This window comes from Thalassotalea ganghwensis (genome assembly GCF_053485795.1).
In genome coordinates this window covers 48,595-68,570 of record NZ_JBQRUM010000008.1, presented here as the reverse complement: position 1 = coordinate 68,570, position 19,976 = coordinate 48,595, and the positions used below count along the sequence as shown (strand labels likewise).

Genomic DNA, 19,976 nt, shown 5'->3' with positions numbered 1-19,976 from the left:
ATTAAAAGCTGTAAGTTAAACTTTTAACTATTGAGATAGTCGTTTAAGCACATCAACATCACAATGAAAATGCGACATCAGGAATGTTTAATGCGGTATCAAAGAAAATATCTTAGAAAGTGCGATAAAAAGAGATAAAAACAAGATGAAGTGAATTATTTGCTTCTCGTAGCAATAATTTGTTTAACAGCGTCGCTATAATTGCGGCTTACTTTTAACTTTACGTCATTGCCAACATCCAACAAACTTTCATTATTCTTTAAGGGTTGAATACTTCTTACACTGTTGATATTGACAAGCGTCGATTTATGAATTCGTTGGAAGACTTGGTTATCCAACTCTTCAGCCAACTTCTTCATGGTCATTCTAACAATATAATTCTCATTAGGCGTATGAATACACATATAGTCACCGGCGGCATCAATCCAGATGATGTCTTTTACTGGCACAAAAATCTTTTCATTATCAGAATTTTTTATCACTAACTCGTTTCGATAAGGCGTTGGTAATTCGCTCGAATTACTTTGCAACCACTCTTCCAACTCAGAAATAGCAAGACCGGAGGTTTCACCAAGAGCCTTCAATAGTCGAAACTTTTCAACATTGCGTTGAACTGGAGTTAATCGCTCGCGCACTCGCTCTAACGTTTTATTAAGACGACCGATATTGGCAGGCTTCATAATGTAATCTATCGCATCGAGTTCAAAAGCATCAAGCGCATACTCACTATAAGCACTAACAAATACGATCAGAGGCATGGTATCTGCTTGCAGCAATTGAACGACTTCTAAGCCGTTTAAACCGGGTAATCTCAAATCAATAAATAACACGTCAGGTTGTAATTGCTGGCATAACTTTATTGCTTGTTCACCGTCTGTTCCTTCACCGATAACTTCGACATCATCAATATTTTCAAGGCGCAGTTTAAGCCCTTCAATTGCCAATTGTTCATCATCAATAATAACTGCCGTAATGTTTTTACCTGACATATTGCCCCTCAACAATATATGGAAACATAATGCGAACTTCTGTCTGATCACCCTGATTATTTAGCGTTAGTTGACAATGCTTATTAAACATCGTCTCTAACCTTTCTATCGTATTAGTTAATCCGATACCAAAACCTTCACCCGCTTTTTTCGTTTCAACTGCGTTATCATTTTTAACAACAATTAGAACATTGTCTGACACTAACGTTGCTGATATTTCAATCTGACCATGTTGCTTTCGCGCTTCTATTCCATGTTTAATGGCGTTTTCTACGATAGGTTGAAGAAACAATGTCGGTACCCGAGCATCGAGTGCCTGCGGTGCGATATTCATCGCGACGGTTAATTTATCGGCAAAGCGCACTTGCTCAATCGAGAAGTAAACTTCCAACAACTCAACTTCTTTTCTTAATGTACTAACTCGGGCATTTTTTTCATCCAATGAATAGCGAAAAAACGTGCATAATTTATCAACCATCTCCCCCGCTTTTTCATTGTCTTTTTTATAAATTAACGTTGAAATCGCGTTCATGGTATTAAACATAAAATGTGGATTTAATTGATAACGTAACATTTGCAACTGAGACTCTTTTGCCGATGTTTGCGCCCTCAATAGCATTTCATGCTCTTTTTGAAGCTTTGTGTTGTAGAGCATAATAAAAAAAAGCGCCGTCCAAATAAACATGGTAGATAACGAAAATAAAAACCAACCACCGAATTCAAGCATATTTAGCTCTTCATACCAAACCTGGTCGTAAACAATCGTTTTATAGGCGGCAAGTTTAATAATATTTAAAATCAAGCCCAAAATAAAAGCACTAGAAAAACTGATAAGTAACGTAGTTCTAAGTGGAAGGTGGACAATCTTTTGGATAATCAACCATTGAAGGTACGATAAACCAAAACCTGCTAAAACCTCAATCGCCAAATTAATCAGCTGCCCAGACATGTTAAAATTAGGATCATCAAACTGTGGACGAATAATGGCAACAAAGACAACTAAAGCGTACCCTAACCAACCACTGAGTTGCAGTGTCCAAAATTGGTGACTTTGCTTTGAAAAGGCTTTTGGCTCTAATTCTAAATTACTGGCTGTCTCGTAAGCTTGCATAACACCAAAATCTTCAGTTAATGAGATGATTGTTATTTACAATAGCCTACTCATGATGGGAAACAAAGGGTAAAGTTTAACGGTGAACGGTAGATTAGTGGTTTTTCTTAACAATAAAAAAGCGGCTACTGCCGCTACTTTTACTCTACAACTTATTGATTTCTCTGGAAACTGTAAACTCTGCAGACGTTACATATCTTTCTATTTTCTGTAACTCCTTTTCCATCGATTCAAACTTATGTCTGATATCCTTAAAAGCTTGCTTCGGTGGTTCACCTGCTTGCCAAATGCGCGATTTAACTTTAATTGACTCTCCAGCAAAATCTGCCAAATCTTCGGTCACTTTATCATGCACTTTTTTACCAAACTTACTATGCGGGGTATTGGCATCACGATCACCTGGCTTTTTATCTAAAATAAACCAAGCCGCGATGTAAATTACGATAAACCACCCCATTCCCAATAGAATTCCAGAAACCAGTAATATCCTTACTAACCAAGTTTCCCAGCCGAAGTAATCTGCTACTCCAGCACATACTCCGGCAACTTTACCTTTGCTGGGTATACGGAATAATTCACCTCGACGTAAATTGGTCATACTTTCGTTCTCCAATCTGGTGTTTCTGCATCCAAAATTGCTTCAAGTGTTTTTATTCTATCGGCCATTTTGTCAGCAAGTTCAGATAACTCTGTTAACTTATGGTAATCTTCTTCACTAAAACCTTGGCTAATCTGACGTTTACTTCGATAGTGCAGAATCAACCAAATCGGTGCGACTAAACCCATGAAGATGATCACTGGCACCATTATTAATTCTTCCATTGTACTCTCCTAAACTCGCGCTACTTATTACTATTGTACTGAATGAGTACGTTTTATTTAGTCTTTTTATCAGATTTTTTATCGGACTTCATTTTAGCTTTTAATTGCGCCAATTCATCATCAATGTTTTCATCGTTTTCTAATTCAGCAATTTCATCAGCTAACGACTTACTGCCTAAATCATACGATTCAACTTGCGCTTCTAAATCATCAATTTTTCGTTCATAGCGGTCGAATCGACTTAACGCATCTTCAACGCGTTCGCTATCAATATTACGCTTAACTTTTAAACGAGAGCTTGCTGTTTTTTCTCGCATAATAATTGCTTTTTGACGCGCTTTAGCATCAGCTAACTTTTCTTGTAATTGCGTAATTTCATTTTGTAATTTAACAATATGTTCTTCAACATGTGCCAATTCGTCTTTTAATGCTTCTGCATTCTCTTGGCATTTTTTCTTTTCAATCAATGCTGCTCTAGCCAAATCTTCACGAGATTTACTTAAGGCTAACTCCGCTTTATCCTGCCACTGTTGAGCATCTTGCTCAAAACGTTCGGCTTGTCTGGTTAATTCCTTTTTATCTGCTAAAGTTTTGGCTGAGGACGAACGTACTTCGACTAATGTATCTTCCATTTCTTGAATGATTAAACGAACCATCTTGGCTGGATCTTCCGCTTTATCCAGCAAATTGTTGATATTAGAGTTAATAATATCGGTAAATCTTGAAAAAACACCCATAACGTCTTCCTCTATAATGAATAAATTTATCTATGGCTGGCATTTACTATTCATTATCTAAGCCAACTTGAAATATAATTTTAACTACTTGATTTAATAAAACTTATTTTATTTTAAAAAAAAGCTTCAAACAAGTACGTTAATAAAATACACTATTTGTTAGTGAAAAATACTAATAATTAGGTCAAAGATGTCTCGCTTTAGTCAACAGGATAATTTAATCGGTCAATCCAATAGTTTTTTAGAGGTTCTTGAGCAAATTTCTCAAGTGGCTCCGTTAAGTAAACCTGTCCTTATTATCGGCGAGCGAGGAACCGGTAAAGAACTTGTTGCTGCCCGGCTCCATTACCTATCAAAGCGATGGGACCAAAATTATTTAAAGTTAAATTGTGCAGCCCTTAATGAAAACTTACTTGAAAGTGAGTTGTTTGGCTATGAAAGTGGTGCATTTACTGGCGCCACTAAACGACACGAAGGGCGTTTTGAACGCGCTGACAAAGGTACATTGTTTTTAGATGAAATAGCCAATACCTCAGGGCTTATTCAAGAAAAGCTGCTCCGCGTAGTTGAATATGGAGAGTTCGAACGTGTCGGTGGTTCCAGAACGATAAAAACCAATGCACGCTTGATTGCCGCGACTAATGAAGACTTGCCATCGATGGCTGATATGGGTGAGTTTCGTGCAGATTTACTAGACCGTCTAGCGTTTGATGTCATTACATTACCGCCATTAAGAGAACGAGTAGAAGATATTTTAATGCTTGCTGAGCATTTTGCTATTAATATGGCAAGAGAACTCGATTTTGAGCTGTTTAGTGGCTTTACGGAAAAAGCAAAACGGGCAATGCTCGACTACCATTGGCCTGGTAATATTCGAGAGCTTAAAAATGTCGTTGAGCGTAGTGTGTATCGCTGTAATAACCCACATCTACCAGTACATGAGTTGGTGATTGATCCTTTTGACTCTCCTTACCGACCTTCTAAACGTATCAAAACACAAGATAGAGTGGTTGCAGCACCAGCACCAATTGCTCCTCCAGCAGAAGTAAATACATCAGAGCCTGCGAGCCTTAAAAACACATTAACGCAACAAACGAAAGATAATTTCGAGTTTCCATTGTCGCTTAAAAACTTATCTCAAGACTATGAGATTAATTTGATTCAAACTGCGTTGGAAAATTGCCAATATAATCAAAAGAAAACTGCCGAAGCACTAGAATTAACCTATCATCAATTAAGGGGTTACTTAAAAAAATACAATTTACTCGACTCGACGGCTAAAGAAGAAGAGTAATAGTTAATGCTTAATCCAGGCAATACATACATCATTAGGCCAATGACGAAAACACTGTCGATAATTGCTGTATGCGCGGTTAATTTATTGACTACAGGATGTGAATTTGGCGAGAGCGCCTCGCTCAGCGCCAAAAGCATTATCTACTGCAGTGAGGGCGTTCCTGCAAGCTTTAACCCCCAAACGGTTACATCTGGTGTTACTATAGACGTTACATCAAACCATTTATTTAACCGTTTAATGGCATTCGATAAAGAAGATAATTCCATTATCCCCTCACTTGCAAAATCGTGGCATGTCACTAAGGATGGGAAAAAAATCACCTTTTACCTGCGTAGAGATGTTAAGTTTCACCAAACCGATTTTTTCACCCCCACCCGAGCACTTAATGCTGATGACGTAATATTTAGCTTTAATCGTATTCTCGACGATCAAGCACCTTATCATCAAATCGTTGGAGGAAAATTTCCTTTTTTTCAAAGTGTTGAGTTTGAAAAACTGATCAGTAGTGTCGAGAAACTAAATGATTACACCGTGCGCTTTAACTTAACCAGAGCAGACAGTTCGTTAATGGCGAACTTGGCTAGTGATTTCGCTGTCATTCTATCAAAAGAATACGCGGATCTGCTTGCTAAAGAAAATAACCATCACTTGCTTGATATTAACCCCATTGGTACTGGCCCATTTAAATTAAAAGAGTATCGTGCAGGCACGTATATTAAATACTTACCCCATGAAGAATACTGGGGTAAAAAGTCTCAACTTGAACAGTTAATTGTCGACATAACACCGAGCAGCTATGGCCGTTTAACAAAATTGTTAGCAAAAGAATGTGACATTATCTCTTATCCAATTGCCCATGAAAAAATCAGCGAACGTCCTGATTTACAACTTGATAGCAAAACATCATTTAACGTCGGTTATTTAGGCTTTAATACCCAAAAACCACCACTTAATGATAAACGAGTAAGAACAGCGATTGCTCATGCAATTAACAAGGAAGCCATTCTAGAAACGGTATATGCTTCGCAAGCTGAAAATGCGACCACCATTTTACCAAAGTCATCCTGGGCGTTTAATGAAACCATTAAGGAGCCGACGTACTCTTTGGAAAAGGCACAAGCATTAATGAAAGAAGCCGGATTGGAACAAGGCTTTGATATGGATTTATGGGCTATGCCAGTACAGCGCCCTTATAATCCAGATGCAAAAACGATGGCCAAGTTAATTCAGGCAGATTTAGCGAAAATCAATATTAATGTCACCATTGTTCAAGATTATGAATGGTCAAAGTTCCTTGCGCTACTCGGTCAGGGAAGCCATCAATCGGCTTTACTTGGTTGGTCAGCAGATCATCCAGATCCTGACAATTTTTTAACACCATTGTTAAGTTGCGCTTCAACTTTTACTGGCAATAACCGGACATTTTGGTGTAACGAAGCGTTTGATGAAGCCATTGGCAATGCTTTGTTAACCACAGATATCAAAACTCGCAAGCAATATTATACCCAAGCACTTTCAATTTTATCCGACGAAATCCCGCTCATCCCTATTGCACATTCAAAACGATTTCAAGCACGAAAAACGACAGTTAAAGGCAACATCTTAAGTGCATTTGGCGGTATCGACTTTTCTGAAGTGACAAAGGAATAATATGCTAGTTTTCACGATAAGAAGATTAAACTTATTTATTTTTACTTTTGTATTGCTAACTTTGCTTGCTTTTAGTTTAAGTTTTTTATTTCCTGGCGATGCACTAATTAACTTATCGGGCCAGGTGAATGCATCTGAGCAGCAGCTTGCAATGCTAGCGGAAAGTTATAAACAAAATGAGTCGATTTTAAGCCAATACGGTGCCTACCTTAGCCATATTTTGTCGGGTGATTGGGGATTATCAATGACCAGTCAAACCCCTATTTTTAATGAAATGCTCATCCATTTACCCGCGACAATAGAATTAACGCTCATTGCACTGTTTATCGCAATGATAGTCGGTATACCGATAGGGTTTATCGCAGCGATAAAGCATAGAACGCCGATAGATAATGGTATTTTAACATTTTCAATGCTGGGCTATTCTATCCCTGTTTTTTGGTTAGGCTTGTTTGTCATTTTAGTCTTTGCCATACAACTGGCATGGTTGCCATCCTCTGGCCGCATTAGTTTATTGTTTGACGTAGAGCATAAAACAGGGTTGATCTTAGTAGACACTTTGCTTAGCGATAACCCCTATAAATGGCAAGCTTTTCAAGATGCTGTTGCACATATTATTTTGCCAGCGCTAACCGTAGCGTTAGCACCACTGACAATTTTTATCCGTTTAGCGCGAACGGCGATGATGCAAGTTTTAGAAAGCCAGTATATCAAAGCAGCAAAAGCAAAAGGGCTAACCATGACGCAAATCATTTATCGTCATGCGATAAGAAATGCAATGGTAAATGTTATTCGAGATGTCGGCCTTCAATTTGCAAATTTGGTGACACTTGCCATGGTCACAGAAGTTATTTTCAGCTGGCCCGGCGTTGGTCGTTGGCTCATTGAAAGTATTTATCAAAGAGACTTTACCGCTATTCAAGGTGGCCTTTTAGTGTTATCGAGTTATATCTTCATTGTGCACATTATTACCGATTTTGTTTACGCGGGTTTAAACCCAATGGCCAGAGGCAAAAAATATGGCGCGTGAAAAAATATACCAAGAAGAAGAGTTTCCAACACCACTATTACAGTTATGGTATAACTTTAAACAAACACCTGTGGTCATGATTGGCTTTTCATGTTTTATGTTTTTAATTGCCTTAGCCATTTTTGCACCAATTATCACCCCTTATTCATCGGTTGAAAACCACTTAGACCAAATACTCTTGCCGCCAGCATGGCACAACAATGGTGATATTAGTTTCTTACTTGGCACCGATAATTTAGGTCGTGATATGCTTTCAAGGTTAATGCATGGCACCTCTCTCACCTTTGGTTTAAGTTTTGTCGTGGTGATGATTTCGTTGGGTGTCGGTGTGATTATCGGCTCAATATCAGCACTTACTAAAGGGGTTAAATCAAGTTTTTTAAATCATTTTCTTGATGTCATCCTCTCAATCCCTTCATTACTGCTGGCGATTATTATCGTTGCCATATTAGGACCTGGCTTGAGTAATACATTATGGGCTATTGTCATGGTGTTAATTCCTCAGTTTATTCATATCACCCGCAATGCCGTTAGAGAAGAATTTAGAAAAGACTATGTCCTCGCCTCGCGATTAGATGGTGCTAGTCCAATGCGGATTTTATTTTATTCTATTTTTCCTAACATCATTGAAAGGTTAATTAGCCAAGCAACACTAGCTCAATCAGCCGCTATTCTTGATATTGCAGCACTAGGATTTCTAGGCCTTGGCGCACAAATTCCAATGTCTGAGTGGGGCGCTATGCTTGCAAATGGTATCGATTACTTTTATGTTGCCCCCTGGACCGTCTATTTACCTGGTTTAGCTATCTTGTTTGCGGTCGTTGCTACCAACTTAGTAGGTGAAGGCATGCGCCACGCGTTAAAACTTAGAAAAGAAAACTAATGAACATACTCGATATTCGAAACCTATCAATAGAGTTACTATCACCAACCAAACCCATTATGGCGGTTGATCGCGTAAGCTTATCGATAAAAGAAGGGGAAGTTCGCGGTTTAGTCGGGGAATCTGGCTCTGGTAAGTCACTGCTTGCACAAGCAATTATGGGTGTTTTAGACGAACGCTGGAAAGTAGACGCGGATAGATTTCATTGGCGTGGCAACGACTTAATGCGCTTATCGCTTGATGAACGTAAAGAAATCATCACCAATGATGTTGCCATGATATTTCAAGAGCCTATGGCATGCTTAGATCCCACAGCAACTATCAGAGAACAACTTGAAGAAGCCGTTGCAAATCAAGACCTAACAGGTAATTTTTGGCAACGACGTCAACAGCGTAAAGCCACGGCAATAGCTTTACTGCACAAGGTTGGTATTAAAAATCATATCAGTTGTTTAAAAAGTTATCCTCATCAATTAACGGAAGCTTTATGCCAAAGGGTAATGATCGCCATGGCACTCGCGAAAAAGCCGTTACTATTAATTGCCGATGAACCAACGGCAGCAATGGAAAGCACCAATCAAGGTCAGATATTTCGATTACTTGCCAGCTTAAACCAGCTTAAAAATATGTCGATTTTGCTGATCAGTCACGATTTAGAGAATGTTACCCATTGGACAAATACAATTACTGTGATGTATTCCGGTCAATTTGTAGAAGCCGGAACAACAGAACAAATATTTACTAAGCCATATCACCCATATACGCGCGCACTTGTCGATAGTAGTCCGAGTGCAAACATACAAATACCAGCAAAAGCCAGGTTAATGACCTTACCTGGCAGCATTCCAATATTGCAACATTTACCGATTGGCTGTCGATTAGGGCCACGTTGCCCTAGAGCACAAAGAGAATGTGTAAAAGCACCAAAAATCAAGAATTATCAAGGACATCAAGTAAGTTGTCATTTTTCCTTAAGAGGGAGTTACTAGGATGTCAGCGCTATTAGAAATAAACAACCTCAGCAAAAAATATCGTATTGCTAACTTTTTAAACAAAGATAAGATCATAGAAGCGCTTGAGCCAATATCATTTACGCTGGAAGCACATAAGACCTTAGCAATAGTAGGAGAAACAGGCTCAGGCAAATCAACGCTTGCAAAGCTCCTCGCTGGTGCCGAAACTCCATCTACTGGTGAAATAAAGCTAAACGGTCAATTACTCCAACAAGGTAATTTTAAGCAACGATGTCAGCATATTCGAATGATTTTTCAAGATTCGGGAACGACGCTAAACCCAAGTTTAACCATAGAGCAATTGCTTGATGAACCTTTGAAACTTAATACTAATTTGAACGAACAAGAGCGGATCGTTCTGATCCGTGAAACCTTACAAAAAGTGGGTTTGCTAGCAGAGCATATGAGTTTTTACCCACATATGTTTTCAGGTGGACAAAAGCAACGCATCTCACTGGCAAGGGCTATTATACTCAATCCACAAATTGTGATTTTAGACGAAGCGTTAGCGGCGCTCGACCCTTCTTTACGTTCACAAATGGTAAATTTGTTGCTGGATTTACAACAACAAATGGGACTTGCCTACATTCTTATTTCTCATAATTTAGGTATCGTTAGACATTTCTGCGATGACATTATTGTGTTATGTAATGGTCGTGTGATTGAACAAGGCCCTACGCGAGCCGTTTTAAAGCAGCCCAAGCATAAATACACAAAAAAACTGATCATGAGTCAACAATTTCAGCTACAACACCGCTATTAACATCTAAACCCTTTCAATTAACAAAATATAAACAAACCTATTGATTGTATAAAATATTTAAAATACCATTATTGCAAATTTAAATTGTACAGGTGTTTTATGAAATCAATAAATTTGCCACTGTCACTCCCCTTATTGCTATTATCGCAAAGTGCTTTCGCCGATACTCAATTGTCAGATGGTGTTCCGTTTATCATTGACAATAGTGCAAATGAAGTACAAACATTCACCATAACGCTGCCACAAACAAAACAGCGACTGTCTATTGTAATCAATGGTGATAACGGCAATGCAGACCTGATCATTACACAACGTAATGGTGCACAAGTCGATTGTGAAAGTGAAATGCATGGTAGCAACGAGTCCTGCGTTATTAAAAATCCTGCCGCAGGCACCTATACCTTTGATATTCAAACGATAGCACCTTTTGATCAATTGTCAGTGCTAGCTTCTACCACAGCACACCTTGTTGATTATCAATGTATGAATATGGCAAATAATACGGTAGTAAAATTGCAAAATCCCGCGTTAAGTCAATCTCAACAAGACAGCATCTGCCAAACGCTATCAGAGGCTGAACAGCTATTTTTTGATAAAACGCAAGCACAATTGCCAGTACCTGAAGATATTAATGATCAAGTCTCTGTTAATATTTACGCGAACAGAGCTGCTTTTATGACAACGGGGCAACACGTTCATAATATGCGTGATGATGCTGGTACTGGGATTTATTTTGAAACTAACCCAACAAGTTCAACTGCATCTGCTGAGGTGATAACTTTTGAAGCGCGACAATGGGCGCAGCATCAGTTTTTTATCTGGGAACTGGGGCATGAATATGTTCATTATTTAGATGGCCGCTATAACAAACAAGGAACATTTAGCACCACACGTGCTCATCACCTTGATTGGTGGACAGAAGGACTCGCCGAATATATTGCGGATCATCAACACCCTTACTTGTCGGTTAAACTGGCGCAAAAAGCCCAAAGATTTACCTTACAAGAAATTATCGAAAGTGGCTACGATGGCGATGCAAGTCCCTATGATTGGGGAGCAACCGTTGTAAAATATATGTTTGAGCAAACACCAAATGATGTGCAAACATTAAGAACAATGGCAAGAGGTGGCCAGTATAGTCAGTTAGATCAGTGGCTCAATGATTGGGCAGCAGCGAATCAAGCAAACTTTGACCTATGGCTCGACACCACATTACTTGAAGAATTTAGTCAAAGTGCCAAACCATTAGTGCTTGAGCAACCCCAAACTATTACCAGCCAGCATGGACAGTTATTCTATATAGATATTGACAACGATCTCCCAGCATTATCCTTTCAAACAACGCTGGGCGGAGGTAATGCCGACCTTTACATCGCTAAAGACACTGTGCCTAACCCATTCTCACAAGAAAATGTACTATGCTCTTCAAACAAAGGAAAAGTAAACGGCGGAAAAAGTGATGAAGTGTGCCCGCTTAGCGACGTTACACCAGGGCGCTATTATGCACTTGTTAATGCGCCGGGCAATGATATCTACGTTAACGTAGCGCTTAGTGCTGTCGATAGCTTACTCGATAGACACGACGAAGGAAGATACTGTCAGGAAGAACAAATTTATGACGGAAAGGCATCACAAAACGCTGACGTTTCTTTGTTAAATGAAACAGAGCAAAGTATTGAAATATTCTGGTTAAATCATTTAACAGGAATGCGCTCGGATAATAGCTATATCACACTATCGCCTGGTGATTCGTGGGAAGCCAACTGGAGTTTAGGTGATAAGTTTGTTGCGGTAGATTTAGACGGAAATTGCCAAGCTGTTGGGACACTTTCAGAAACAAGCAATCAACTGGCAATCAATGGTGATGGTATCTATACGCTTTCATCAGATGAAAGTGAAGGTGATGACTCTACAAGCGATAATGGTGAAGAGTCCCCCACTACGGAAAGTCCATCTAATGACTCCAAATCAAGTGGCGGTACAATGTTATTTTCAACAGTTTTACTACTACTTGGATTATACCGACGAAAATTCAGATAAACGTATTGTGTTATCAACGTAATGATTAACAACAATCGATAACTCAAGGTGGCGTTTGCCGCCTTGAGTCATAAAGAGCAATGGCTAAAAGGCTCTGCACTTATACCAATAAAATGATTTTATTCAATTGCTATTATAAACCGCCAAGGCAAAGGTATTTAACTTCTAAGTAATCATCCAAACCGTATTTAGAGCCTTCGCGTCCATTACCTGATTGCTTAACGCCTCCAAAAGGTGCCGCAGCATTGGAGATTATCCCTTCGTTTATTCCCACCATACCGAACTGCAGTGCTTCAGCAACACGATATATGCGATTAATGTCTTGAGCATAGAAATAAGAAGCTAACCCCACCTCAGTATCATTCGCCAAAGCGATTGCATCGCTTTCATCATCAAAGACGATGATAGGTGCAACGGGGCCAAAGTTTTCAGTTGCTGCAACCTCCATATCGTTAGTCACATCGGTTAATAATGTTACTGGGTAATAGTACCCTGTCGATTCTCTACTCTGAGACATTATTTTAGCTTTTGCACCAGCCTGCTCTGCTTGCTTAACTAACTTATCAACATTTTCTACTGCTTGTTTTGAAATAAGCGGACCGATATCGACATTTTCCTTAGTGCCTTCGCCAACAACCAACTGTGAGAGTGCATGGCTAAACTTTTCGACAAATACTGGATAAATGCTGCGTTGAACCAAAATTCGGTTAGCGCAAACACAGGTTTGTCCTGCATTACGAAATTTTGCCTTGATTGCACCATCGACGGCAGCATCAATATTGGCATCTTCAAACACAATAAAGGGTGCATTGCCACCAAGCTCCATCGACACTTTTTTAACCGTTGTCGCACATTGCTTAAGCAACTGCTTTCCAACATTAGTAGACCCTGTAAAACTAAACTTTGCGATATCTGGATGCTGAGTCAGTACTTCGCCAATTTCTTTAGCATCTTCACCTATAACAACATTAAAAACGCCCGGCGGAATACCGGCTCTATCGGCAAGTTCAGCCATTGCTAAAGCTGATAATGGTGTTTGTGCGGCAGGCCTAACGACAAAAGTGCAGCCAGCTGCTAATGCCGCAGCAGCTTTACGAGCTATCATCGCATTAGGAAAATTCCATGGTGTTACTGCTGCTACCACACCAACCGGTTGTTTCATTACCGTTATGCGCTGTTTCGGGGACAATGAAGGAATAGTATCACCATAGACACGTTTGCTTTCTTCAGCAAACCATTGCAAAAATGATGCCCCATAGCTAATTTCACCTTTAGCTTCAGCAAGCGGTTTACCTTGCTCTAAGGTTAACAATAAGCCGAGATCATCAACATTCGCCATTAACAGCTCATACCATTTCATCAAAAGCTGCGCACGTTGATGTGCTGGCATATTGGCCCATTCACTAAAAGCGCTTTTAGCAGCAGCTACTGCGAGGTTTGCATGGGAAACTCCACCGTCGTCAACATCAATCAATGTTGTTTCGGTTGCAGGGTTTATAACGGCAAATTTTTTTGATGCCGTGCACCATTGTCCGTTAATATACGAGCGGGTACGAACAAGTTGTTGATCAAGTAACTGATCCTTAAGATGAGCTGACACGTTATCACTCCTTATTACGTTTGTGCACCATAGCGATTGTATCTTGATTAGATAAATTGTGGTGACAATTTGCGGAATATTACGTCTAAAACAAAATTTTATCGCAAAAACTTTATCGTTTAACGTATATTACTTAGCGCAAATAGAAAATACTGGTAATTTTATTCAATTAAACTTAGTTCATTTCGTCTTATAATAATAGGTAAACACATGCATTCTAAATTTTCAAAAATTGCATTAGCGGCATCATTAATCAGCGCCACATCGATGGTCAATGCTGAATCAATTACATTCAACACGACTGTCAGCAAAAACACTGACACTTTGGTGCTCTTTTATGGCAAAGATAATGCAACTGACGCATTTAAATCTTTTGATAAGAAAACCAATGGCCAATTAAGCAAAGCGTTGACGTCTGAAGAATTCAAGGGCGATTATGGTTCAATGGTTGACGTATTAGCGCCAACAAATTTAGATTATCAACGGATTGTTGTTGTTGGTTTAGGTGAAGAAGCGTTAACGAAATCACAAGCGACTAAATTAGGTGGCAACTTGTCAGGTCACTTAGAGAAAGATCATATCAAAGCCATTACCGTTGCAACAGACAATATCGGTGAAAATAATGCAGAAACAGCGGCTTTAATTGCCCATGGTATTAGTCTAAGAGCTTACCGTTTTGACGAATACTTAAAAGAAAAGCGTGAAGAAAAAAGCTATTACTTTGACGTTAACGATGGCAAAAAAGCAGCTGCCGCTTACGAGCCATTAGCGCATATCGAAAGCGGTGTCTTTTTAGCTCGCGACATTACTAGTCAAACCGCAACAGAAATGACCCCTGTTGATTTTGTCAGAGAAGCAAAAGCATTAGAAAAGCTAGGTGTAAAAGTAACAGTGCTTGAGCCGGCAGAAATTAAAAAGCTTGGCATGGGTGCGCTTGAAGGCGTTGGCCGTGGTAGTAAAGATGGCTCTCGTTTAGTTGTTGCGCACTACAAAAATAGCGATGGTGCTCCTTTAGCTATTGCAGGTAAAGGGATCACCTTTGATTCAGGTGGTTACAACATTAAGACCCACAGCTCTATCGCTCATATGAAAGTTGACTTAGCTGGCGCTGCTGCGGCGTTAGGTACGGTTAAAGCATTGGCGTTAACCAAAGCAAAAGTGAACGTTGTCGCTGTGATGGGCATGGCAGCAAATATGGTTTCTGAAAACTCCATTGCGCCCGGTGATGTCTTGCGCACAGCTGAAGGTATCTCAGTTGAAATTACCAACACTGATGCAGAAGGTCGCTTAGTGCTTTCTGATGCGATGTGGTATGCACGTGAATACTATAAGCCACATACCTTAGTTGACTTAGCAACATTAACCGGCTCAAAAGTTCGTGCTGTTGGTAATGAGTACGCCGCAATTTTCTCAGAAAATGATGAATTGGTTAATGAATTAACCTTTGCTGGTAAGCAAGTAAACGAAAACTTATGGCGTTTACCGCTGGGCTACAAAGATATGTTAAAGAGTGATATTGCCGACCTTAGAAATACAGGTACTGGCGGTCCAGGTGCAACAACGGCGGCAAGCTTTTTACAGCATTTTGCTGGCGATGTGAATTGGGCGCACTTAGATATCGCTGGTAATGCGTTAGCAAAATCAAGCAAAGACGAAGTTCCAACAGGCGGCACGGGTTATGGGGTCCGTCTATTAACAGAGTGGATCTTAAATAAAAAGTAACTGACGCTTGTTAAAAGCTGATCAAAAAGAGCGCGTTGCGCTCTTTTTTTTAAGCATTATTTCGTTAACAGCTTGTTTGTTTCAACGAAATGCTTTTTTAACATGCCAATAACGCATAAAATAACGCCTTCTTCACAATGAGAGATTTCGTATGACCAAAACAATAAAAGTACCTCATACCCTCGTATTGCTATTAGCGATGATGTTTATCGCCTACCTAGCGACTTGGATCGTCCCGCAAGGTTTTTTTGAAATGGTTCAGACAGAGTCTGGCCGACAAGCCGTTGTTCCAGGCACCTATCAGGTAGCCGCCGAACGACATTATTTAACACCTTGGGATTTTCTGATCGCAATTCCCAGAGCCTTTGCGGCCGCGCAAGATGTAATTTTCTTTGTCTTGATCGTTGGTGGTGTACTCTCTATTGCTCGCGCAACGGGTACCGTTGATGCGTTAATTGGCCGCTTATTAGAGCGATTTGGCGACTCACCACAAAAACTGATTTTTATGGTGGTATTTTGCTTTGCCCTTGCATCAAGTGCGATTGGCACTGCTGGTGAATATATCCCCTTTGTATTAATTCTTGTTGCCCTATGCAAGGCTATGCGATTAGATGCGATGACCGCCGTTGGTATGATTGTCGCAGGCTACGGGATCGGTTACGGCGTATCCGCATTTAACCCTTTTACCGTATTGATTGCGCAACAGATAGCTGAAATTCCTGTTTACTCAGGACTATGGTTACGATTAGCGATTTTTGTTCCTTTTGTTTTGATTGGGTTCCATCATGTCTGGTCGTATACCAAACAAGTACAAGCAGATCCCAAACGCTCATTAATGGCAGGGATACCTTGCCCTCTTCAAGGAAAAGAATCTCATCATTACCCGAAGTTAAGTCGTCGCCATCAGATGATTTTACTTAGCTTTGTTGCAACCTTAGTGATCGCAGTTTGGGGTATTGCTACCCATGGCTGGTACCTTTATGAACTTGGTGGTTTATTTGTTGCGTGGGGCATTGTTATTACCGTTTTAGGGAAATTAGACGCCAATACTGCAGCAAACAAATTTATTGAAGGTACCGCAGACCTAGTCACTACCGCAATCCTCATAGGTGTTGCTCGCGGTATCGCACTTATTTTGGATGACGGACAAATCCTTCATAGTTTAGTGTATGGTATGAGTTTGCCTCTGTCTTATGTCAGTGCAGAAATTTCTGCGGTAGGAATGTTGTTTATCCAAACTTTACTCAACACTTTTATTCCATCAGGTTCGGGACAAGCTTACGTCACTATGCCCTTAATGGCACCGCTTGGTGACCTTGTCGGTGTTCCTCGTCAAGTAGCGGTACTTGCTTATCAATTTGGGGATGGTTTCTCTAACATGATTATTCCAACCAATGCGGTATTGATGGGTATTATTGGTATGGCTGGAGTTCCTTACGGCCAGTGGTTTAAGTTTTGTTTACCGCTATTGGCTAAGCTTATGTTAGCAGCCGCTATCGTATTGATTGCTGCCACCATGTTTGGCTATGGCCTCGATGTCCAACCAGTAATACATCAATAAAGGAAAATGAGTCAGTGAAAATCATTAGGGCAAAAGACTTTACTGCTGAGCGTGCTTGGGGCGCGCTCGACATCGCTAACATGAAGGGTATCACGACCAAGCTTCACTGGACTAATAAGCCATACAAATGGCACATCAATGATGGTGAAGAAGTATTTGTTGTGCTCGATGGTTGCGTTGAAATGCATTATCGAGAGCAAGGTGAAGAATATACTGCTACTCTTCATCAAGGCGACATTTTTTATGCCAGTGTTGGCACAGAGCATGTTGCACATCCGCAAGGCGAAGCTCGTATCCTTGTTATTGAAACAGAAGGCAGTGTTTAACTGCCTTTTTATTCCTCTCAAAAAGTAAACTTAACATGAAATTAGAAATACTCGACGACCCTGAGCAAGACTTGATTGATTTTCTCAATCAAAAAATTGCGGAATTTAATTGGACACACTGGGAAGTCAGTGAACGTTTGCCATTGGCGGTGCAACTAAAAAACGATTCGGGTGAAGTGATTGCAGGCGCCGCTGGTAGAACATTTGGTGATTGGTTATTGCTCAATACCTTATGGGTCTCTGAGCAACTGCGAGGCCAAGATATCGGCTCTGAGTTATTAACAAAGATTGAAGATGCAGCAAAAACCCGCGGCTGTAAAAAGTGCTTACTCGATACGTTAAATTTTCAAGCGATGCCGTTTTACAAAAAACATGGCTATGAAGTTCAATGGATACAAGAAGGCTACCCTAAAAAGGGATGCAAATATTTTATGACCAAGTCACTATAAACTTTCAACATCGACAAACTAGCCATCTGATCTTTATCATTTTTTTTAACGTAAGGTATTACAGGGTTGATAAATTAAATCTTTGCCCTAAGGTTAATAGTTAAAGCGAAAACGTAAATCGCTTTATCTGAATGAAGAGAAATAACCATTCGAACGTTCAATAACAAGAGGAGTATCAAATGGCAAACGAAGGCTATCATGAGCCCGTAGAAGAACTAACTCAAGAAACCAAAGATATGCACAAAGCCATTGTGTCGCTAATGGAAGAGTTAGAAGCAGTAGATTGGTACAATCAACGCATCGACGCCTGTAAAGATGAAGAGTTAAAAGCCATTCTTCGTCACAATCGAGACGAAGAAAAAGAGCATGCTGCCATGGTCTTAGAATGGATACGACGCAAAGACAAAACTTTTGATAAAGAATTAAAAGATTACTTGTTTACAGAAAAATCGATTTCGCACTAACCCTTAACCAAGATATTATCTACTGTAGATAAGTGCCAACATTGACTGACAAATAGGGGGTTAAGTATTGAACCCTATTTGTCAGTAGCATTGGTGCAATGAGCTAACGCGGAATAACCACTTAACTACAGCGATGCAGTCTATAAAAACACCACTACCTGTTGAAACACAACTCCTGAGATCAACACAACCTAAAAACTATGGTTTATTTTCTGGGGCATTGTAATCCCAAACTAAGTTTTTAATCTTCCACTTCCCTTCTATTTTCAGTAGATGTAAATACTCAACCCAATTATCAGAAATGAGTTTGACAGAAGCCATTCCATTATAACTGTCTAAAATGATGACTTTATTAGTTGGGTTCGGTGGAAAACGCGTACCATCTTTATTCCAATTGTGAGCAAAATTAATCATTTGCGCATACGTTGTTGGTCTTAATTTTTGCTTGCTATCAGCAAATGTTTGAATCGTATGCTTTGATAGTTCCTCATGCATAACTTCCTTCATCAACTCAGGCTTTAATTGCTGCAATGCTTCTAAATACCCCCGAGAGACCCTTAAAACCTCTTGTTCATCGATATCTGAAATAGGCGAATTAGTTTTATTTAACCGAGGTGGCGGTAAGAGCTCTTTATCTGAATTATATCGAGACACACTGTGGTAATTATGTAAATCATCATAATGTTTTACCGCATATGAAAACCCCCATGGGTTGTTAACCAACCTTCCTGTGTTATCGAAGTATGAATACTTAGTGTGTAAACCACTTTCTAAGTATTCATCTTGATAATAAGCGACACCTACCTCGTTATTTGTCACCTGCAAGTTACTATCTATATTAAAATGCTTAGAAGGGTTGCCGTTTTCATCATATTCTATCGCAGTGGTTCCAAAGGCAAAATATGGCGATAAAGGCTGTTTTTCACCTTTAAGATTAAAACGGTTTTCTATGATCAAGTTGTTATGCTCCTGCCATTTATACTGGCTTATTTTCCAACGTGATTCCATAGGGCTATCATTTTCATCATAAAAATCAAGCCGTTGTTTAAATTGATTTTTATCATAAGAATATACTTCTTTGTAAACACCTTTAATATTAGCCATGGGGGTGTTATTGATATCAAAGAATGTTCTAATTTCTTTAGCATCTTCGTAGTTAATTATTGTTTTATAGGCACCTAAACTTGCTAAATGATGACGTTTTACCACATTGTAGCTATGATCCGTAATGGAAGTTATTCTATTTTGAACGTCAACAGTGAAAATAAAGTGAGGACGATTAGTTGCTTGCTCTTTTGTCAAAGGAATGACCCCTTTGATCTCTACATGCGGTGAGACATGGTTATAACGTATATTACCAAAATACAATATTTGGTCGGCCAACACCGATTGACTCACAAAAGTCAATAATCCGATAAACAAGAAAATAGTCCTTTTTATTTGAAACATAAAATTTAATCCTTTGAATAATAAAGTTGATTTCACACAACAATTGAAGCTTTCATGCTACCTTAGCGCA

The 19,976-nt window shown here is 39.5% G+C and carries 19 protein-coding genes; 12 read left to right on the top strand and 7 right to left on the bottom strand.

The window, feature by feature from the left end; translation table 11 throughout:
• Positions 1-155 precede the first annotated feature (155 nt).
• The 5 genes from ACSLUH_RS09985 to pspA form a co-directional block, all read right to left on the bottom strand.
• Positions 156-989: a LytR/AlgR family response regulator transcription factor gene (locus tag ACSLUH_RS09985; RefSeq protein ID WP_448566517.1), complete on the bottom strand. Its 834-nt coding sequence runs from the start codon at positions 987-989 to the stop codon at positions 156-158.
• A complete protein-coding gene (locus ACSLUH_RS09980; protein ID WP_448566515.1) occupies positions 979-2,100 on the bottom strand; it encodes a sensor histidine kinase in 1,122 nt (373 codons plus the stop codon). The genes ACSLUH_RS09985 and ACSLUH_RS09980 overlap by 11 nt, the downstream gene beginning before the upstream one ends.
• A 145-nt stretch (positions 2,101-2,245) precedes the next feature.
• The gene (gene pspC, locus ACSLUH_RS09975; protein WP_448566513.1) at positions 2,246-2,698 is read right to left on the bottom strand and encodes an envelope stress response membrane protein PspC; all 453 of its coding nucleotides are present in this window, start codon (positions 2,696-2,698) and stop codon (positions 2,246-2,248) included.
• Positions 2,695-2,922: an envelope stress response membrane protein PspB gene (pspB, locus tag ACSLUH_RS09970; protein ID WP_448566511.1), complete on the bottom strand. Its 228-nt coding sequence runs from the start codon at positions 2,920-2,922 to the stop codon at positions 2,695-2,697. The genes pspC and pspB overlap by 4 nt, the downstream gene beginning before the upstream one ends.
• Before the next feature lie 53 nt (positions 2,923-2,975).
• Positions 2,976-3,659: a phage shock protein PspA gene (gene pspA, locus ACSLUH_RS09965; RefSeq protein ID WP_448566509.1), complete on the bottom strand. Its 684-nt coding sequence runs from the start codon at positions 3,657-3,659 to the stop codon at positions 2,976-2,978.
• Between the two features lie 190 nt (positions 3,660-3,849).
• On the opposite strand from pspA, the gene pspF reads away from it, so the two are divergent.
• From pspF to ACSLUH_RS09930, 7 genes are all read left to right on the top strand, one after another.
• Positions 3,850-4,953 (top strand): phage shock protein operon transcriptional activator, encoded by a 1,104-nt coding sequence (gene pspF / locus ACSLUH_RS09960; protein WP_448566507.1) that lies wholly within the window; start codon positions 3,850-3,852, stop codon positions 4,951-4,953.
• 6 nt (positions 4,954-4,959) lie between these two features.
• On the top strand, positions 4,960-6,606 hold the full coding sequence (locus ACSLUH_RS09955) for an ABC transporter substrate-binding protein (RefSeq protein WP_448566505.1): 1,647 nt from the start codon (positions 4,960-4,962) through the stop codon (positions 6,604-6,606).
• A gap of 1 nt (position 6,607) precedes the next feature.
• Positions 6,608-7,636, top strand: coding sequence for an ABC transporter permease (locus tag ACSLUH_RS09950; protein WP_448566502.1), 1,029 nt, complete (start codon positions 6,608-6,610; stop codon positions 7,634-7,636).
• The gene (locus ACSLUH_RS09945) at positions 7,626-8,519 is read left to right on the top strand and encodes an ABC transporter permease subunit (protein ID WP_448566500.1); all 894 of its coding nucleotides are present in this window, start codon (positions 7,626-7,628) and stop codon (positions 8,517-8,519) included. Before ACSLUH_RS09950 ends, ACSLUH_RS09945 begins: the two co-directional genes overlap by 11 nt.
• Positions 8,519-9,508 carry a peptide ABC transporter ATP-binding protein gene (locus tag ACSLUH_RS09940; RefSeq protein ID WP_448566498.1) on the top strand — a complete coding sequence of 330 codons (990 nt, stop codon included), beginning with the start codon at positions 8,519-8,521 and terminating at the stop codon, positions 9,506-9,508. Before ACSLUH_RS09945 ends, ACSLUH_RS09940 begins: the two co-directional genes overlap by 1 nt.
• A gap of 1 nt (position 9,509) precedes the next feature.
• On the top strand, positions 9,510-10,295 hold the full coding sequence (locus ACSLUH_RS09935; RefSeq protein ID WP_448566496.1) for a peptide ABC transporter ATP-binding protein: 786 nt from the start codon (positions 9,510-9,512) through the stop codon (positions 10,293-10,295).
• A 99-nt stretch (positions 10,296-10,394) separates the two neighbouring features.
• A complete protein-coding gene (locus tag ACSLUH_RS09930; RefSeq protein ID WP_448566494.1) occupies positions 10,395-12,335 on the top strand; it encodes a collagenase in 1,941 nt (646 codons plus the stop codon).
• A 133-nt stretch (positions 12,336-12,468) separates the two neighbouring features.
• Here the strand turns inward: ACSLUH_RS09930 and ACSLUH_RS09925 are convergent, their stop codons facing one another.
• Complete coding sequence (locus ACSLUH_RS09925; protein WP_448566492.1) at positions 12,469-13,935, bottom strand: NAD-dependent succinate-semialdehyde dehydrogenase; 1,467 nt, start codon at positions 13,933-13,935, stop codon at positions 12,469-12,471.
• Positions 13,936-14,145: 210 nt separating this feature from the next.
• Between ACSLUH_RS09925 and ACSLUH_RS09920 the strand changes: the two genes are divergently transcribed.
• The 5 genes from ACSLUH_RS09920 (at position 14,146) to ACSLUH_RS09900 (ending at position 18,457) form a co-directional block, all read left to right on the top strand.
• On the top strand, positions 14,146-15,657 hold the full coding sequence (locus ACSLUH_RS09920) for a leucyl aminopeptidase (protein ID WP_448566490.1): 1,512 nt from the start codon (positions 14,146-14,148) through the stop codon (positions 15,655-15,657).
• A gap of 151 nt (positions 15,658-15,808) precedes the next feature.
• On the top strand, positions 15,809-17,218 hold the full coding sequence (locus ACSLUH_RS09915) for a YfcC family protein (RefSeq protein ID WP_448566487.1): 1,410 nt from the start codon (positions 15,809-15,811) through the stop codon (positions 17,216-17,218).
• 14 nt (positions 17,219-17,232) lie between these two features.
• A complete protein-coding gene (locus ACSLUH_RS09910; RefSeq protein ID WP_448566485.1) occupies positions 17,233-17,544 on the top strand; it encodes a cupin domain-containing protein in 312 nt (103 codons plus the stop codon).
• Between the two features lie 35 nt (positions 17,545-17,579).
• Complete coding sequence (locus ACSLUH_RS09905; RefSeq protein WP_448566483.1) at positions 17,580-17,993, top strand: GNAT family N-acetyltransferase; 414 nt, start codon at positions 17,580-17,582, stop codon at positions 17,991-17,993.
• Between the two features lie 179 nt (positions 17,994-18,172).
• Positions 18,173-18,457, top strand: coding sequence for an encapsulin-associated ferritin-like protein (locus ACSLUH_RS09900; RefSeq protein ID WP_448566481.1), 285 nt, complete (start codon positions 18,173-18,175; stop codon positions 18,455-18,457).
• 198 nt (positions 18,458-18,655) lie between these two features.
• Here the strand turns inward: ACSLUH_RS09900 and ACSLUH_RS09895 are convergent, their stop codons facing one another.
• Positions 18,656-19,906 carry a nuclear transport factor 2 family protein gene (locus ACSLUH_RS09895; protein ID WP_448566479.1) on the bottom strand — a complete coding sequence of 417 codons (1,251 nt, stop codon included), beginning with the start codon at positions 19,904-19,906 and terminating at the stop codon, positions 18,656-18,658.
• Positions 19,907-19,976: the final 70 nt, after the last annotated feature.

Excerpts from the sequence above, each read along its gene's own strand:
- ACSLUH_RS09980 (WP_448566515.1), bottom strand. The coding sequence starts at position 2,100 with ATGCAAGCTTACGAGACAGCCAGTAATTTAGAATTAGAGCCAAAAGCC.
- ACSLUH_RS09950 (WP_448566502.1), top strand. The coding sequence starts at position 6,608 with ATGCTAGTTTTCACGATAAGAAGATTAAACTTATTTATTTTTACTTTT.
- pspC (WP_448566513.1), bottom strand. The coding sequence starts at position 2,698 with ATGACCAATTTACGTCGAGGTGAATTATTCCGTATACCCAGCAAAGGT.
- ACSLUH_RS09985 (WP_448566517.1), bottom strand. The coding sequence starts at position 989 with ATGTCAGGTAAAAACATTACGGCAGTTATTATTGATGATGAACAATTG.
- ACSLUH_RS09930 (WP_448566494.1), top strand. The coding sequence starts at position 10,395 with ATGAAATCAATAAATTTGCCACTGTCACTCCCCTTATTGCTATTATCG.
- pspB (WP_448566511.1), bottom strand. The coding sequence starts at position 2,922 with ATGGAAGAATTAATAATGGTGCCAGTGATCATCTTCATGGGTTTAGTC.
- ACSLUH_RS09900 (WP_448566481.1), top strand. The coding sequence starts at position 18,173 with ATGGCAAACGAAGGCTATCATGAGCCCGTAGAAGAACTAACTCAAGAA.
- pspF (WP_448566507.1), top strand. The coding sequence starts at position 3,850 with ATGTCTCGCTTTAGTCAACAGGATAATTTAATCGGTCAATCCAATAGT.
- ACSLUH_RS09915 (WP_448566487.1), top strand. The coding sequence starts at position 15,809 with ATGACCAAAACAATAAAAGTACCTCATACCCTCGTATTGCTATTAGCG.
- ACSLUH_RS09905 (WP_448566483.1), top strand. The coding sequence starts at position 17,580 with ATGAAATTAGAAATACTCGACGACCCTGAGCAAGACTTGATTGATTTT.
- ACSLUH_RS09955 (WP_448566505.1), top strand. The coding sequence starts at position 4,960 with ATGCTTAATCCAGGCAATACATACATCATTAGGCCAATGACGAAAACA.
- ACSLUH_RS09940 (WP_448566498.1), top strand. The coding sequence starts at position 8,519 with ATGAACATACTCGATATTCGAAACCTATCAATAGAGTTACTATCACCA.
- ACSLUH_RS09945 (WP_448566500.1), top strand. The coding sequence starts at position 7,626 with ATGGCGCGTGAAAAAATATACCAAGAAGAAGAGTTTCCAACACCACTA.
- ACSLUH_RS09895 (WP_448566479.1), bottom strand. The coding sequence starts at position 19,906 with ATGTTTCAAATAAAAAGGACTATTTTCTTGTTTATCGGATTATTGACT.
- pspA (WP_448566509.1), bottom strand. The coding sequence starts at position 3,659 with ATGGGTGTTTTTTCAAGATTTACCGATATTATTAACTCTAATATCAAC.
- ACSLUH_RS09935 (WP_448566496.1), top strand. The coding sequence starts at position 9,510 with ATGTCAGCGCTATTAGAAATAAACAACCTCAGCAAAAAATATCGTATT.
- ACSLUH_RS09920 (WP_448566490.1), top strand. The coding sequence starts at position 14,146 with ATGCATTCTAAATTTTCAAAAATTGCATTAGCGGCATCATTAATCAGC.